Origin of the sequence: Mycobacterium sp. (genome assembly GCF_049281135.1) — a bacterium.
In the GTDB taxonomy this organism is placed as follows: Bacteria; Actinomycetota; Actinomycetes; order Mycobacteriales; family Mycobacteriaceae; genus Mycobacterium.
Window position 1 is genome coordinate 1 of sequence record NZ_JBAPRN010000119.1, and the last position, 15,169, is coordinate 15,169.

14 protein-coding genes are annotated in these 15,169 nt (G+C 66.1%); 2 read left to right on the forward strand and 12 right to left on the reverse strand.

All coding sequences use genetic code 11. The annotated features are described in order from the left end of the window. Positions 1 to 354 precede the first annotated feature (354 nt). Positions 355 to 3,240: a leucine--tRNA ligase gene (leuS, locus tag WAN02_RS04805; RefSeq protein ID WP_422263035.1), complete on the forward strand. Its 2,886-nt coding sequence runs from the start codon at positions 355 to 357 to the stop codon at positions 3,238 to 3,240. 124 nt (positions 3,241 to 3,364) lie between these two features. On the opposite strand, the gene WAN02_RS04810 is transcribed toward leuS, so the two are convergent. From WAN02_RS04810 to WAN02_RS04830, 5 genes are read right to left on the reverse strand one after another with little or no spacing between them, the layout of a single operon-like run. After that, a complete protein-coding gene (locus WAN02_RS04810; protein ID WP_422263036.1) occupies positions 3,365 to 4,036 on the reverse strand; it encodes an SDR family oxidoreductase in 672 nt (223 codons plus the stop codon). Positions 4,037 to 4,071: 35 nt separating this feature from the next. Next, the gene (locus WAN02_RS04815; protein ID WP_422263037.1) at positions 4,072 to 4,584 is read right to left on the reverse strand and encodes a MarR family winged helix-turn-helix transcriptional regulator; all 513 of its coding nucleotides are present in this window, start codon (positions 4,582 to 4,584) and stop codon (positions 4,072 to 4,074) included. 55 nt (positions 4,585 to 4,639) lie between these two features. After that, positions 4,640 to 5,371, reverse strand: coding sequence for an amino acid ABC transporter ATP-binding protein (locus WAN02_RS04820; protein WP_422263038.1), 732 nt, complete (start codon positions 5,369 to 5,371; stop codon positions 4,640 to 4,642). Beyond that, complete coding sequence (locus WAN02_RS04825) at positions 5,368 to 7,149, reverse strand: ABC transporter substrate-binding protein/permease (RefSeq protein WP_422263039.1); 1,782 nt, start codon at positions 7,147 to 7,149, stop codon at positions 5,368 to 5,370. Before WAN02_RS04825 ends, WAN02_RS04820 begins: the two co-directional genes overlap by 4 nt. After that, positions 7,146 to 7,931 carry an LLM class F420-dependent oxidoreductase gene (locus tag WAN02_RS04830; RefSeq protein WP_422263040.1) on the reverse strand — a complete coding sequence of 262 codons (786 nt, stop codon included), beginning with the start codon at positions 7,929 to 7,931 and terminating at the stop codon, positions 7,146 to 7,148. The genes WAN02_RS04825 and WAN02_RS04830 overlap by 4 nt, the downstream gene beginning before the upstream one ends. Positions 7,932 to 8,003: 72 nt before the next feature. On the opposite strand from WAN02_RS04830, the gene WAN02_RS04835 reads away from it, so the two are divergent. Beyond that, entirely contained in the window at positions 8,004 to 8,654 is a 651-nt protein-coding gene (locus WAN02_RS04835) for an HD domain-containing protein (protein WP_422263041.1), read from the forward strand. A gap of 15 nt (positions 8,655 to 8,669) precedes the next feature. Here WAN02_RS04835 and WAN02_RS04840 read toward each other — a convergent pair whose 3' ends face one another. The 7 genes from WAN02_RS04840 to WAN02_RS04870 form a co-directional block, all read right to left on the reverse strand. Then, positions 8,670 to 9,569 carry an alpha/beta fold hydrolase gene (locus WAN02_RS04840; protein WP_422263042.1) on the reverse strand — a complete coding sequence of 300 codons (900 nt, stop codon included), beginning with the start codon at positions 9,567 to 9,569 and terminating at the stop codon, positions 8,670 to 8,672. 11 nt (positions 9,570 to 9,580) lie between these two features. Then, entirely contained in the window at positions 9,581 to 10,789 is a 1,209-nt protein-coding gene (locus WAN02_RS04845; RefSeq protein WP_422263043.1) for a DUF1214 domain-containing protein, read from the reverse strand. A gap of 2 nt (positions 10,790 to 10,791) precedes the next feature. Continuing rightward, a complete protein-coding gene (locus WAN02_RS04850; RefSeq protein ID WP_422263044.1) occupies positions 10,792 to 11,589 on the reverse strand; it encodes a sugar phosphate isomerase/epimerase family protein in 798 nt (265 codons plus the stop codon). A 2-nt stretch (positions 11,590 to 11,591) separates the two neighbouring features. Continuing rightward, positions 11,592 to 12,761, reverse strand: a complete 1,170-nt coding sequence (locus WAN02_RS04855; RefSeq protein WP_422263045.1) for a sulfotransferase family protein — start codon at positions 12,759 to 12,761, stop codon at positions 11,592 to 11,594. Next, entirely contained in the window at positions 12,758 to 13,885 is a 1,128-nt protein-coding gene (locus tag WAN02_RS04860; protein WP_422263046.1) for an LLM class flavin-dependent oxidoreductase, read from the reverse strand. Before WAN02_RS04860 ends, WAN02_RS04855 begins: the two co-directional genes overlap by 4 nt. Positions 13,886 to 13,944: 59 nt before the next feature. Then, positions 13,945 to 14,970 (reverse strand): DUF4331 family protein, encoded by a 1,026-nt coding sequence (locus WAN02_RS04865; RefSeq protein WP_422263047.1) that lies wholly within the window; start codon positions 14,968 to 14,970, stop codon positions 13,945 to 13,947. Then, a partial coding sequence (locus WAN02_RS04870; RefSeq protein WP_422263048.1) for a hypothetical protein occupies positions 14,922 to 15,169 on the reverse strand: 248 nt, incomplete at its 5' end. The genes WAN02_RS04865 and WAN02_RS04870, both read right to left, overlap by 49 nt.

Here is a 15,169-nt window from a genome sequence, read left to right on the forward strand (position 1 = left end):
GCGACGGCTTGCGGCATCGGGGTGGCGGGAGCGGGGTTGGGGCGGGGCGGGAACACCGGGTCGGCAGAAGCGGTGGGGCTGGCAAGGCCCAACACACCGGCAGCGCCGACGGCCAGACCCGCGACCGTTACTCGCCAGCTACGGGCAGTCTGCTTCATGGGGGTCGTTCCTTCCGAGATTGCTCGGCTCGTTGTCGAAGTCGCAGAAAGCGACTGTAACCAGGGGAAGCGGCGGCTTCCAGCACTGGAACCGACCTGCAATACACCTGGGACAAACCCCTGATCGGTCTGCAATCCAACCGAGACCGTCGATGGTCGGCGGGTCGCTCGACGCCGCCCTTATAACCTGTTGGGCGTGACCGACTCCCCAACCGCCCCTGCCGGACAGGCCGATGCCGACGCGCCGCGGTTTCGCTACACCGCGGACCTAGCCGGCCGCATCGAACGCACCTGGCAGGACAACTGGACCCGGCTGGGAACTTTCAACGTGCCCAACCCGGTCGGTTCGCTGGCGCCGACGGACGGTTCACCGGTGCCCGACGACAAGATGTTCGTGCAGGACATGTTCCCGTATCCCTCGGGCGAGGGTCTGCACGTCGGTCATCCGCTCGGCTACATCGCCACCGATGTCTACGCCCGCTATTTCCGGATGCTGGGTCGCAATGTGTTGCACGCGTTGGGTTTCGACGCCTTCGGTCTGCCCGCCGAGCAGTACGCGGTACAGACCGGCACGCACCCGCGCACCCGCACCGAGGCCAACATCGTCAACTTCCGGCGCCAGTTGGGCCGGCTGGGTTTCGGTCATGACAACCGGCGGAGTTTCTCCACCACCGACGTCGAGTTCTACAAGTGGACGCAGTGGATCTTTCTGCAGATCTACAACGCGTGGTTCGATGCCGCCGCTGACCAGGCCCGTCCGATCGCCGAACTGGTCGCCGAATTCGATTCCGGTGCACGTCAATTGGGTGACGGCCGAAACTGGGCGGCGTTGTCGGCCGGCGAGCGCGCCGATGTGATCGACGCGCACCGCCTGGTCTACCGGTCCGATTCGATGGTGAACTGGTGTCCGGGCCTGGGCACCGTGCTGGCCAACGAAGAGGTCACCGCCGACGGCCGCAGCGACCGGGGGAACTTCCCCGTCTTCCGCAAGCGGTTGCGGCAGTGGATGATGCGGATCACCGCATACTCTGACCGGCTGCTCGACGACCTGGATGTGCTGGACTGGCCGGACAAGGTCAAGACCATGCAGCGCAACTGGATCGGCCGATCCACCGGCGCGGCAGTGCTGTTCGCGGCCCCGACCACCGATGGCGAAACGGTGGATCTGGAGGTGTTCACCACCCGGCCGGACACCCTTTTCGGTGCAACGTATCTGGTGCTGGCTCCCGAGCATGAGCTGGTCGATCGTCTGGTGGCGCCGCAATGGCCGGCGGGTGTGGATCCGCACTGGACCTACGATGCGGACAGCCCCGCACACGCTGTCGCCGCCTACCGGCAGGCCATCGCCGCGAAGTCCGATCTGGAGCGTCAGGAGAACAAGGCCAAGACCGGCGTGTTCCTGGGCGTTTATGCGACCAACCCGGCCAACGGCGAGCCGGTGCCGGTCTTTATCGCCGACTACGTGCTGGCCGGCTACGGCACCGGAGCGATCATGGCGGTGCCCGGCCACGACCAGCGCGACTGGGAGTTCGCCCACGAATTCGGCCTGCCGGTCGTCGAAGTGATTGCCGGCGGCGATATTTCGGAGGCGGCATACACCGGCGACGGCGTTCTGGTGAACTCGGATTACCTCAACGGGTTCAAGGTCGCGGCCGCCAAGGAGGCCATCACCGCACGGCTGGAGTCCGAAGGCCGCGGTGAGGCGCGCATCGAATACAAGCTGCGCGACTGGCTTTTCGCGCGGCAACGGTATTGGGGTGAGCCGTTTCCGATCGTCTATGACAGCGACGAACGCGCCCACGCGCTGGATGACGCCGCGTTGCCGGTGGAATTGCCGGACGTCCCGGATTACTCGCCGGTGCTGTTCGACCCCGACGACGCCGACAGCGAGCCGTCGCCGCCACTGGCCAAGGCCACCGAGTGGGTGCACGTCGAGCTGGACCTCGGGGACGGCCTGAAGCCTTACACCCGCGACACCAACGTTATGCCGCAGTGGGCGGCCAGCTCGTGGTACGAGCTGCGTTACACCGACCCGCACAACGCAGAACGATTCTGCGGCAAGGAGAATGAGGCCTACTGGATGGGCCCTCGGCCCGCCGAGCACGGGCCCGGCGATCCCGGTGGTGTCGACCTTTACGTCGGCGGCGCCGAGCATGCTGTGCTGCACCTGCTGTATTGCCGGTTCTGGCACAAGGTGCTGTACGACCTCGGCCACGTCAGCTCCCGCGAACCCTACCGCAGGTTGATCAACCAGGGCTACATCCAGGCGTTCGCGTACACGGACGCCCGCGGGTCCTACGTGACTGCCGCCGACGTCGTCGAGCGTGACGGCAAGTTCTACTACCCGGGTGTCGACGGGGAGATCGAAGTCTTCCAGGAGTTCGGCAAAATCGGTAAGAGCCTGAAGAATTCGGTGTCACCGGACGAGATGTGCGACGACTACGGCGCCGACACCTTGCGGGTGTACGAGATGTCGATGGGCCCGCTGGAGGCGTCACGCCCGTGGGCCACCAAGGATGTGGTCGGGGCGCACCGGTTCCTGCAGCGGGTGTGGCGGCTGGTGGTTGACGAGCAGTCCGGCGAGACTCGGGTGACCGAGGACGCCGATCTCGACACCGACACACTGCGGCTGCTGCACCGCACCATCGCCGGAGTCTCCGAAGACTATGCGGCACTGCGTAACAACACCGCGGTGGCCAAGCTGATCGAGTACACCAACCACCTGACCAAGCAGCACCGCGACTCGGTTCCGCGGGCCGCGGCCGAGCCGTTGGTGCTGATGCTGGCGCCGCTGGCTCCGCACCTGGCCGAGGAGTTGTGGGAGCGGCTGGGCCATCCGGCGTCGCTGGCACACGGCCCGTTCCCGGGGGCCGATCCCGACTACCTGGTCGACGACAGCGTGGAATACCCCGTTCAGGTCAACGGCAAGGTGCGCGGCCGGATCACGGTGTCGGCCAGTGCCGACGCCGATGCGGTGGAGACCGCAGCGCTGGCGGATGAGAAGGTGCAGGCGTTCCTGGCCGGCGCGACACCGAAGAAGGTGATCGTGGTCGCCGGGAAAATGGTCAACCTCGTCGTCTAGAGGCCGAGTGTGCAGATTGTGTGCGCAGAAACCGCCGAATTGCCTTCATAACCCGCACAGTCGTCGCCGGGAAAATGGTCAACCCCGTCGTTTAGCCCACCTCGGGCCGTTCCGGCCTGCATCGTCAGCGGGCGCGTGGTCTGAGGATGACCTCGTGCAGGTGCCCGTCGGCGGGTGTCTGGATCGCGTGGGCGACCGCCGCGGCGACGGTGTCCGCGTGCAGGAACCGCTCGGCGTCGTACTCGCCGTCCTCGAACGACACCAACTCGCGCTGCATGTCGGTATCGGTACGGCCGGGATAGACGGTGGTGACCCGTAGCGTCGGCTCGCTCAAGCGCAGTGAATCGGCGAACGCCCGCAGCGCGAACTTGCTGGCCGAATACGACGCCATGCTCTCCGACGCCGTGCGGCCCGCCCCTGAGTTGATGAACACCACCTGACCCTGCACACGCCGTAGGGCCGGCAGAAGAGCCAGCGTAACCGCAACGGCGCCAACGACATTGACGTCGAAGGTGGTCCGCCACTGATCGACGGTGGACTCAGCTACCCGCCCGGGCAACGACACCCCGGCGTTGTGCACCAGCACATCGAGCTCGCTGATGGCGGCGGTAGCGGCCGGAATCGCGTCGGTGTCGGTCATATCCAGCGCCAGCGTGGTGGCGCCCAACCGATCCGCGGTGGCCTGCAGCGCGGGTGACGGCCGCCCGGCTACCAGCAGGGTGTGGGTGGGCGCCAGGGCGTCGGCGATAGCGGCACCGATCCCGCGACTGGCGCCGGTGATGAGCGCGGTCCGCATGCTCGCCAGCTTAGGTGCCTATGCGCAGCAAGGAATTACGACGTCTGGTCGCCGTTGGTATGGGCGGTCGCCGTGCTGCCCACCGGCTCGCTGCAGGCCAACCGCTCCAGCGGTGCAAGCGCTTTGGCGAGGGTTTCCTGGTCGGGCTCGCTGAGCTGGCTCAGCAGCGTGGCCAGCGCGTGAATCCGGTTGGTCAGCGACTCACGGTGCACAGCCAGTCCGCGTGGGGTGATGTCGACCAGCACCGCACGCAGGTCTGATGGGTCGCGCGAGCGCTTCACCAGGCCGATCTTCTCCAGCCGGCGGATCGCCACCGTCGTGGTGGGTGTCCTGACGCGTTCGTGCGCGGCCAGATCGGTCATCCGGATCGGGCCGCGGTCGAGCAGAGTGACCAGGATCGACAGCTGGGCCAGGGTGAGGTCGCTGGCCTGCGCCGCGCCGGCACTGGGATCGCCGCGGCGCAGGATCGAGAACAGCTTGGAAAGCGTGCGGTGAAGCCCCTCCGCCAGCTCCGTGAGCTCGGGCACGGTGGCTTCGGTTTCCGCCATAGTTCGACAGTCTAACCTGTCTGCAGTTATGCGGCCTATATTTCGTATTTGCCTGTCACAGGACCTGCGACAAGAAGCGCTGCAGACGTTCGGTCGTGGCCGCCTCGAAAATCTGCGCGGGCGGCCCGGTCTCCACGACCTGGCCGTGATCCATGAAGACGACGGTGTCGGAAGTGGACTTCGCAAAACCCATTTCGTGCGTGACTACCACCATTGTCATGCCTTCGGAACCCAGGTCGGCGATCAGCGCCAGGATTCCTTTGACCAGTTCGGGATCCAGCGCAGAGGTCGCCTCGTCGAACAGCATCACCTGAGGTGACATGGCCAGCGCGCGGGCGATCGCCACCCTTTGCTGTTGGCCGCCCGAAACGGCGCCGGGGCGGGAATCGGCTTTGTGTTTCATGCCGACCCGGTCCAGGTGCGCCAGCCCCAACTCGCGAGCCGCGTCGCCGGAGAGTCGTTTGAGCTTGCGCGGTGCCAGCATGACGTTATCCAGGACGCTCAGATGCGGGAAAAGGTTAAAATGTTGAAACACCATACCGATCCGCTGCCGCACCGCATCGGGATCGTCCTTCAAAACCGACTGACCGTCGAGCAAGATGTCGCCGCCGTCGGGTTCGTGCAATCGATTCAGGGCCCGCAGCAGGGTCGACTTTCCAGAGCCCGACGGGCCGATCACCGCCACCGTGTTGCCGGCCGGCACGTTGATGTCCACACCGCGCAGCACCTTGTTGCTGCCGAAGGAAAGCTGAATCCCATTGCCCGCCAACGATACTGATTCGGTCACGTCATCTCCTGACTGCTTGGCACTGCCAGCGGATCTGCCGGTGCTCGATCGGCGGTCCGGCCGTGCCGTAGCCGGTTGTCGATGAAGTTGACCAGGTGGGTCAGCGGGATGGTCAGTATCAGGTAGAACACCCCGGCCGCGACCAGGGGCGAGAGGCTGCCGGTCTGCGCGTTGAGGTCACGGCCGACCTGGAACAGTTCGCGTTGGCCGGCGATCAGCCCGAGGAAGTACACCAGCGCGGAGGCTTTCAGCAGCGTGATGAACTGGTTGACAAGGGCGGGCAGTACCCGGCGGATGCCCTGCGGGATCACCACCATGCGCATCGCGGTGTTGTAGCTCAGCCCGAGTGCGCGGGAGGCATCCAGCTGCCCGGGTTCGACGCTCTGGATGCCGGATCGAAAGATCTCACCCACATACGCGGCGGCCGTCAGGCCGAGGGCGGCGATGCCCAGCGGATACGGGTTGTTGTGCGTCAGTCCGCCCACGATCGGCCCGATGCCGAGCCCGATCACCAGAATGATCACCACTTCGGGCAAGCCGCGAAAGATGTCGGTGTAGACCCGCGCCGGCCAGCGCAGCCAGCGCGTCCGCGAGACGCCCGCCACCGCGAGGCCCATACCGACCACCAGGCCGATCACACTGGAGCTGATCGTCAAGATCAGCGTGTTGGGCAGGCCCGTGATCACCATCGCCGGGATGGCCTGCCTGTACAGATCCCAGTCGAAGAACTGATCCCGTAGCTGGACCAGCGTGGATTTCGGCAGCGCGGTCCCGCCCGGCTGCTCGCGGTGGTTGCGTTCGGCGATCGCCGCGAAGTCCGGCAGGTGTGGCGTCGGCGCCGCTTTCGATCCCGGCTTCCAGCCTTGCGGCAAGGGCCGCGGAACCCAGTCGGTGTACAGCTGTGACCAGGTGCCGTCGGCGATGACGGCGTCCAAGCCGGCGTTCAGCGCGTCGATCAGCGGCTGGTTGTCTTTCGCGACCGGGAACGCGATGAAACTGCCCGGACTGTACGTGTAGGCGACGACCTTCGCGGCATCGCCGTGCCGCATGACTTTCGCCGCCTCCATTGCCGGCGCCACCCACGCGTCGACCTGATGGTTCTTCAGGCAGGTGTACAGCGTGGTGAAGTCGGGGAACTTCACCGGCTGCACATGCACGGTGTCGACGACATAGGCCTCCTCGACGGTGCCCTGAATGACGCCTATCCGCTGCCCCGCCCCCAGTTTGTCGAAGCTGTCGAGCGCCGAGCCGGTCGGCACGATCAGCGACAGGTAACCGAAGTCGTAGCCGTTGGTGAATCCGACTGTGCGGCGGCGTGCCTCGGTGGCAACGATCGACGATGAGGCGACGTCGAAGCGTCCCGTCGCCACTTGGGCGAGCAGACCGGCGAATTCGGTGCCGGCAATGACGACGTTCAGGCCCAGCTTTGCCGCGACCGCGCGCAGCAATTCGTTGTCATAGCCGGTGAAGCGCCCCGTGGCGTTCAGGCAGCTGGTCGGAGGACCTCCCGGCTGAGTCCCGACGGTCAGGGTCCGCGGCGTGCGCAAACCGAGCGCGTCGATGTTCACCGAACTCAACGGCTCGACATCGGCGGTCGTGTAGTCGCGTTCCTCCGGCCGGCTGGCGGTGACCAGCTTCTCTGGCAGGGCCATCGCGCCTTCTTTGCCCGACGGCTTACACATGTGATTGTCGGCGGAGGCCGGGGCGAGAGGAGCCAGGCTGTAGATCAGTAGGAGGGTGGCCAGTAGCGCGCCCAGTTTAGATGCACTGACCCTCATGCCCGATCACGCCACCTGCATAGCGCCTCGGCGTCGCTCAGGTCGTAATCCGGGCCGTTGATCCCGACGGTCAACAGCGTCACGCCCAGCGCCACCAATCCGTCGGCGTCGGCGGTCAGATTCTCGACGTTGACACCGGCCGAGCGTTCGATGGTGTCGGGGTCGCGGCCCACCGCCTGGCAGTGCTCGGCGAGCACTTCGGCAGCCTGCGGGTAACTGTCGACAGTGGTGAACCCGTGCCAGATGTCGCCGTGTTCGGCGACCAGCCGCAGGGTTTTCTTCGGGCCCTTCCCGCCGATCAGCAGGGGGATGTCGCGGGTCGGCGCCGGGTTCAGCTTGGCCAGCCGGGACTTGATCCGTGGCAGCGCGCCGGCCAGGTCGTCGAGGCGGCTGCCGACGGTGCCGAACTCGTAGCCGTACTCGTCGTAGTCCTTTTCCTTCCAGCCGGATCCGATGCCGAGGATCAGCCGACCGTCCGAGATGTGGTCAACGGTGCGGGCCATGTCGGCCAGCAGCTCCGGGTTGCGATAGGAGTTGCATGTCACCAGCGCGCCGATCTGGATTCGCGAGGTCTGCTCGGCCCAGGCGCCGAGCATGGTCCAGCACTCGAAATGCGCGCCCTCGGGATCGCCGTAGAGCGGGAAGAAGTGGTCCCAGTTGAAGGCGACGTCGACGCCGATGTCTTCACATCGGCGCACAGCGTCGCGCAGGTTGCCGTACCTCGGGGAATGCTGGGGCTGCAGCTGAACCCCGATGCGGATCGGCCGCTCGGGAGAAGTCATGCCTTCTACCGTAGGGCTCGGTGCCACGCGAGATAAGCTCGACAACCAACCTCCTTATCGTAGGAGCTGCATATGTCCAGCACGGCTGCCGACAGTATTGCCGGCGTTAACCTTCCCGACACCGAGCTGGTGACGGCGATTACCGCGCACATCCGAGCTGCCGAAGACGACTTGCTGTTCAACCACTCCCGCCGGGTGTTCTTCTTCGGGGCGTTGCAGGGTCGCCGCCGCGGACTGCGACCGGACGTGGAGCTTCTCTACGCCGGGGCGATGTTCCACGACATCGGGCTCACCGAGCGCTACCGCAACTCAACGCTGCGCTTCGAGGTCGACGGGGCCAACGCCGCGCGCGACTTTCTGCTCGAACACGGAGTCGACGAGGCCGACGCCGATAAAGTCTGGCTGGGTATCGCCCTGCACACCACGCCCGGCGTGCCCGAATTCCGGGCACCCGAAACAGCTTTGGTGACTGCGGGCGTCGAGACCGATGTGCTCGGCATCGGCCGCGACGATCTGGCTCCGGGGGACCTCGAGGCGGTTGTCGCCGCACACCCTCGACCGGATTTCAAGCGGGAAATCCTGGCCGCGTTCAACGAGGGGATGAAGCACCGACCCCAAAGCACCTTCGGGACGTGCAACGCTGATGTCCTGGAGCGTTTCGATCCCACCTTCGCCCGTGACAACTTCGTCGACAACATTCTGGGCAACACCTGGCCCGAGTAAGGACCGCTGGCGGAGCTAGCCCGCCAGCACGCCGCGCAAGATGTCGATCAACGCTCGAGGCTGGTCGCTTTGCACCGAGTGACCCGAGTTCTCCACGACCTGAATGCCCTGGAATTGCTGTGCACGCCTGGCCAGTTCGTCGGCGTCCTCGTCGGTGACGAAGGGCGACGTCCCGCCGCGCACCAGCCTGACCGGCACCGACAGGCCGGCGAAGTCGTCCCACAGGCTGTCGAAATCGGGAATCTTTCGGATGCTGTCGTAACGCCACGTCCACGTCCCGTCGTCCAGGCGGCGAGAGTTGTGAAAGACGCCGCGCCGCAATGACTTCCGGTCGCGGTGCGGCGCAGCAGCGGTAGTGACCTCCAAGATCGCGTCGAAGCTTGGGAAGTTGCGCTCACCGGCCACCAGCGCGACAGTGCCTTGCTCGTCGGTGGTCATCTCCGCGTAACGGCGCAACGCCGACGGGGTGACGTCGACCAGCACGAGTTCGCGCACCAGCTGTGGCGCGATGGCGCCCAGCCCGATCGCGGTCAGCCCACCCAGTGACATGCCGACGACCAGCTCGGCGTCTGGCGCAAGGTTCGCGATAACCGGCTCGATCGTGGCGGCGTTGTTCTGCGGCGAGTAGTCGCCGTCCTCACGCCAGGCCGAGTGCCCGTGGCCAGGCAGGTCTATCGCCAGCGCGGGCACTCCCAGCCCCACGATGACGGTGTCCCAGGTGTGTGCGTTCTGCCCGCCGCCGTGCAAGAACACGACCCGCGGCGACGAGTCGCCCCACTGCAACCCGCTGATGCCGCCGGACTCGACGCGCCGCACGGCGGGAACCGGACCGGTGACGCCGGCCTGCTCGGCGTTCTCGGCCAGCAGCCCGAACTCGGACAGAGTCAGCAGGTCGTCGTCAGAGATGTCGCTCACAAGTTGTGACCCTAGAGGACATAGCGACGACGGATGGCGCGGAATCGATCCCACATCGCGGCGGCCCGTTCGGACTCGGTGACCATCGCGGTGTCCGCGGGCAGGGCGCTGAGCAGTTCGTCGTCGCGGACCACGCGGGTGGTGAGAACGGCGGGTTGGCCCTCGAGCATGTGGCGGTAGGTCAGGTTGCCGCGTTCGAATCCCTGGCTGTCCAACCAGTTGTGCACGCCGGGATCACGGTGCGCCATAACCAGTCGGATGCGGCCGTCGGTGTCGACTGCGGTGCGGCTCGGTGTGTAGCTGACCGGTCGGTACAGGTAGTCCATGCTGTTGAAGAACACGCCCATGTTGGTCAGCATCCACAGCCCGTCGTGAGCGTCGAACTCGACGATGAGCGCCTCCTCGGCGCCGAGCTCCCAGTACATGTTGGCCGCGGCCCGGCCGCGCTTGGCGTCGGCACCGCTGGCCTCGACGTGAGGAAAGGTGTTCGGCCGATCGGCGTCGACGCCGCCGTAGCTGAACGGGAACTCCGGCCAATCCGACATCAGCCCGGTGACGAAGTCGCCGGCCCAATTCATCGCCTCGACCATCACCTCTGCCGAGGGCAGCGGCTTGGGCGTCGACATGTCGATTCGTTCGATCCGGATCTGCGCAGGCAACTCATCCCAGCGGTCAAAACCCTGTCGGATGAACAGCTTTCGCGACCCTGCCGTGGTGGGCAGCCAATTGGGACCGCGTTGCGGACCGCCGATGTACAGCTCGAAGATCCCGTCGTCGCCGATGCTGAGCTGATCGCCGACGAGGTTGGCTTCCGGTGTGTCACCGAAAGGCTCGTGCAGTACGCCGGGGCCGGGGGTCCGGAGGCCCTGCACGGTGACGTTGAAAAATCGCGCGGTGCCGCGGCTGCCGGTCACGCGATATGTCGAGTGCCCGTCGATCCACGCTTGCTGGTAGGTGAAATCGCCGCAGTCGCCACCGAGCTTGCGGGTCGGACCGCAGAAGGTGTGCAGTGCCGGGTAGCCGGTGTCGCGAGTCTCCAACGCCAAATCGAAGGCCTGGCCCAGGTTTTGGGTGAGGAACCGGAATGCGTCGACGCGCTGCGCACCGGAGTGGGCGTTGGCGTCCTTGAACGCCTGCTCGCCCGCGCCGCGGAGCTGTTCGCAGAACGCCGTCCACGCCGCCCGCAGCGCGGCGTCGTCGGGCCCGTCGCCGTAGGCCATCGTCAGGCCCCCAACTTGGTGAGCATCGCCCCTACGACATCACATGCGCGCCGCGCCGATTCGAGCCGGCCCTCCTTCTCGATCCGCGGGCCGATCAGCTCGAGGTCGAAGCCGTGGGCGTAGCCGCCGGCCAGCGCCTGGGCGATAAACCCTTCGATCGGGATGGTGCCGTCGCCTGGAACGGCGCGCCCCGGCAGCGATCGGTCGCCGAGCACGTAATCGCTGAGCTGGATCAGCCTGGTGCGCGGCAGCGCGCGTCGCACGAGCTCGTCGACATCGCCTTCGGCCCAGCAGTGGAACACGTCGATGCAGATGTCCAGCCCGCTCATCTCGGCCAGCGCGACGGTGTCCCGCAGCGTATGGGCGAGATGGATGTCGGCGTAGAGGCTCGACGCGTTCTCGATCGCCAGGGCCACGCCCGACCGCTCGGCGTACACCGCGCACCGCGCGATTGCCTCGCAGAACCGCTCGGCCGCCTGAGCCCAGCTGAGTGGGCCCCGCCCGCCGGTGAGCAGGTAGACGGTGCCCGCGCCGACTGCGGCGGCCGCGTCGATCACCCGGTTAAGCGCGTCGCGGGCGTCGTGGGGGTCGTTGGCCAATGCGCCGCCGGCGAACAGGTGGTACACGGCCTCGACGCTATAGGTTTTGTCCTGCAGCAGTTTTGGGAATTCCGGGTCGAGCAGTTGGCTGTCCAAAATGCTCAACCGATTCACCGCTAGGTCGGTCCAATACTTCTGCAGGTCGGCCAGCGGGGCGCCGTAGAACGTGACGTTGTGCACCGACAGGCGCTCGTGGGTCACCGCTACCCTCGGTTCTCGATCTCGACGCCGAATCGCTCACGGAACGGCCTGAATTCCTCATGTAATGCGTCGAGGTCCTCGCCGATGTCGATCAGCAGCTGGGTGGAGTAGCGGAACTTGCCGTGCCGGTCGCCGCGGTTGTCGGCCAGGTAGGACCGCATCGCCGACTCGGCCGGCGTCGTCAGCTCGCGACCGCCGAATGCATAGTAGCGCCGTACCGTCGCGACCTGATCGGCGATGAAGTCGGCGTAGCGGACGTGCAGGATCCGCGGATCGTCGACCATCGGGTTGCTCATCGTGTTGGCGACGCCAGAGCGGGTCAGCTCGAGGTGCAGCTTGGCCTCGGCGTGCAGATCGACGGGCCCAAACATGCCTTCAGCGATGTCGGCCATCATCATCGTGCGCGACGCGGCCACCTGCACCGGGTCGCGGTGCAGCCAGACCAGTGTCGCGTCGGGATACGTCGCGAACATCTCTTTGAGCCGAAATCCGTGAAAGCCTTTGAGTACCCAGTACTTTCGTGGGCGAGCGTATTGCAATTGTTGCAGCATGGCTTTGTGTAGCCGGTACTGCGCCGTCGCGTCGGTGGCCAGTCCACCGACCAGCGATTGCATCGGCACCCGCCACCACGCGGTCGGCGTCATCACCCGGAAATCGAACGCCCAGGTGCGCTCGTCCTCAGGCAGGCCGTCGCCGAGCATGTCGTTGTAGGGGTGGCTGTGCAGCCACTTGGGCATCTTGGCGTTTATCTCGCGCCAATCGTCGTCGGCCCGTGCGCGCCGCGCGTCGCCCGATCCGGCCAGACCGGGTGGTGGCGACGGGTACATCACTTCCCAGAACCGCAGCGCCCGAGCGTCGGGATCGACGGACATCAACGCATGCATCAGCGTTGTGCCCGAACGTGGTTCGCCGGTCACGAACATCGGCGCATCGATCATTTCATCGGCGACGGGGTACCGGTTGCGGTCTTCGACGAATTCCAACCGCGAGGTCAGCAGCCACCCGCACACTTGGGCCGCCGCAGCGATTCCCGCCGCGTCCATGCCGAGGCCGTTGAGGTGATCGATCGCGACGGCGAATCGCTCCGGCAGCGTGGGGTCGGCGTAGTCGGTCAGGCCGGTGTCCGCTGTCGCGCAGGCCAGCAACTCCTCGGCGTTCAGTCCCGCGGTCACCCTAGGTCTCCGCACAACTGGAGCAGTTCGTCCTCGGCTGCGCGAACATTGGCGGCCGAGGCCGCCGCGTAACCGAGGCCGGCCATCGCGCCGTAATCGAGGATCTTGGGTATGCGTAAGCCCGCATCGACAAACGTCTTGATGATCTCGGCGACCTCCTTCGGCGTGCCGTGCGGGACCACGGCGAGCAGCATCTCCGGCTGCACCCCGGCCAGGAATTCGACGATCCGCTCGCGGGTGAGAACCGCGGGGTCGATGTCCTGAAATCCGCGCCAGTTAGGGCCCATCGGATGCTTAAAACCGAAGCCGGACAACGTCTCTGCGGACACCTGGAGCAGAAAGGCTTTCACCAGCGGCGCCTCCAGAATCTCGGCGAGCGCGGCGTCGTCTTGGCCGATCAAGCAGACCTGGATGAAACACGGCGTGATCGCCATCGGATCGCGGCCCGCGCGCTCGGCCGATGTCCTTACCGCCGAGAGCATCTCGGCGTAATGCTCCGGCGTCCACGCGCCCGCCGGCCACCAGCCATCGGCGTACCGTCCCGCGATGTTGAGCATCCGCGGGCCGCTGGCCCCGATCCAGATCGGCGGCAGCCGGTCCTGGTACGGCTCGCTGTCCAGCCGGGCATGATGCAGTCGGTAGAACTGCCCGTCGAAGTCGACCGGCCCGTTGCTCTCCCAGAGCAGGCGGATCACCCGCAGCGCTTCCTCGAACCGGGCGACGGGGCGAGCGAAGTCGAACCCGTACGGCAGGGTGTTCTCACTTTCGCCGCTGCCGAGACCGAGAATGAATCGGCCGCGGGCCAGGTGGTCAATGGTCAGCGCGGTCTGGGCCAGCATCGCGGGGTGGCGGCGGACGGTGTCGACGACCGCGGAGACCAGTGGCACGTTCTCCGTCAGCGCCGCGGCTGCGGCGGCCACCGCCAGGCCGTCGAGATGGCGATGCGGTGACGGCGAGGCGGTTGCCAGGTCGGTGAATTCAGGCGTCCAGATCGAATCCGGCCAGAAGCTGACCATGTGGTCGGGCAGCCAGATCGAGTGGTAGCGACCGCTGTCCAGCTCGTCGAGCCTGGACAAGTCGAGGGGCAGGGTGGTTCGCAGGAATGCGGCGGGCTGAACCTTCATCGAGACATGATGCTAAGCACCTGCACAGCGCGGTGTCGGCGAATCGCTGACGAGAAATTTCACGCCCGCTTAGGTCGACTGAAGTACGGAAAGTTCTCCGAGATGCGCTCGGGGTCGGGGGCGATGCCGGTGCCCAGCGGGGAATTCGTCAGCACCGACAGCATGTTGTCCATCACGTTGTCGCCGAGGGCACGCCCGTTGAAACCGGTGTAGTCGAACGAGGCGGGGGTGCCCACGATGTAGGGCAGCGTGATTGTCCCGAACAACTCGGCTACACGGCGCGCGTAGACACGCGGTTCGGGCGACGTGCCGGCGAGGGTGACGTACTTAGTGACGGTATCGACGGTGCTTGCGACGAACGCCGCATTGTCGCCCCAAGGCGGCGTGCGGTTGAATGCCTCCCGTAAGTCGTCGTCATTGAGGAACACATGGGTAAACAACGGCAAGCCCCAACGGGCCACCTGCTGTTCGGGTGCGTGCCCGAACAGCGACACCGTGGACCAGGCTTGCACCGGCTTCCCGATACCAAGCAGCGTGTTCGGTAGCTCGACGACGATGCCGCCGACGGTGCGGTCGGCGAAGAAGTTGACGCGGTTGTTGAATGCCTCGGGCTTGTAGAAGCCGGCCGCAAAGGCGTCTTTGAACGCGTTGACCGCGGCGGCGTCGCCGCCGAACACATCATTGACGACCCCGGCGAAGGCACGTATTCGGTTGTCCCCGAGTACCGGTGTGCCGGTCGTCCCTGCCACGATCAGCTGCCCGTCCCCACCCGCAACGGCGTCGTCGCCGGTGGCACACCGGACGTCGAACGTCTGCGCGTGCCCCTCGACCCCATGGGTGGAGACATGGACCGGCTCGCCGAACCGGACTTTGATCGATATGTCCTCCCGATGGTCCCCGTCGGTGTCGAAGCGGAACACGTAGAGGGCCTCGTCGCGGAACGGCGCGGGGGTGTCGATGGTCGCGGCAGCATTGACGGTCATTGCCATCACCGTGGTTCCAGGGGCCCCGGCGAAGAGATAGAAGTCGCACAGGTTCAGCCGCGGATCTTCGCGCGCCGTGGGTGTGTCGAAGTGGTGGGACACAGAACCAACCCTCCTCGAACCGCGGCCGCGGCGCTCGTCGAACCGGTCACCCCAGCAACAGCGGTCAGTCGTATGGTGATCTGTCCACCTAACAGCGACAAGTCCCTGCACAGCGCGGTGTCGACGAAATCGCTCAGAGGCGGGCACATCGGCACATCCCCGAGAAACGAAAGTGCGGTGAGATCGCGCACCCGCGACC

What these genes read in the sequence shown, in the direction of transcription:
- WAN02_RS04860 (WP_422263046.1), bottom strand. Translation starts at nt 13,885, where the DNA reads ATGAAGGTTCAGCCCGCCGCATTCCTGCGAACCACCCTGCCCCTCGAC.
- WAN02_RS04815 (WP_422263037.1), bottom strand. Translation starts at nt 4,584, where the DNA reads ATGGCGGAAACCGAAGCCACCGTGCCCGAGCTCACGGAGCTGGCGGAG.
- WAN02_RS04835 (WP_422263041.1), top strand. Translation starts at nt 8,004, where the DNA reads ATGTCCAGCACGGCTGCCGACAGTATTGCCGGCGTTAACCTTCCCGAC.
- WAN02_RS04830 (WP_422263040.1), bottom strand. Translation starts at nt 7,931, where the DNA reads ATGACTTCTCCCGAGCGGCCGATCCGCATCGGGGTTCAGCTGCAGCCC.
- WAN02_RS04825 (WP_422263039.1), bottom strand. Translation starts at nt 7,149, where the DNA reads ATGAGGGTCAGTGCATCTAAACTGGGCGCGCTACTGGCCACCCTCCTA.
- WAN02_RS04810 (WP_422263036.1), bottom strand. Translation starts at nt 4,036, where the DNA reads ATGCGGACCGCGCTCATCACCGGCGCCAGTCGCGGGATCGGTGCCGCT.
- WAN02_RS04845 (WP_422263043.1), bottom strand. Translation starts at nt 10,789, where the DNA reads ATGGCCTACGGCGACGGGCCCGACGACGCCGCGCTGCGGGCGGCGTGG.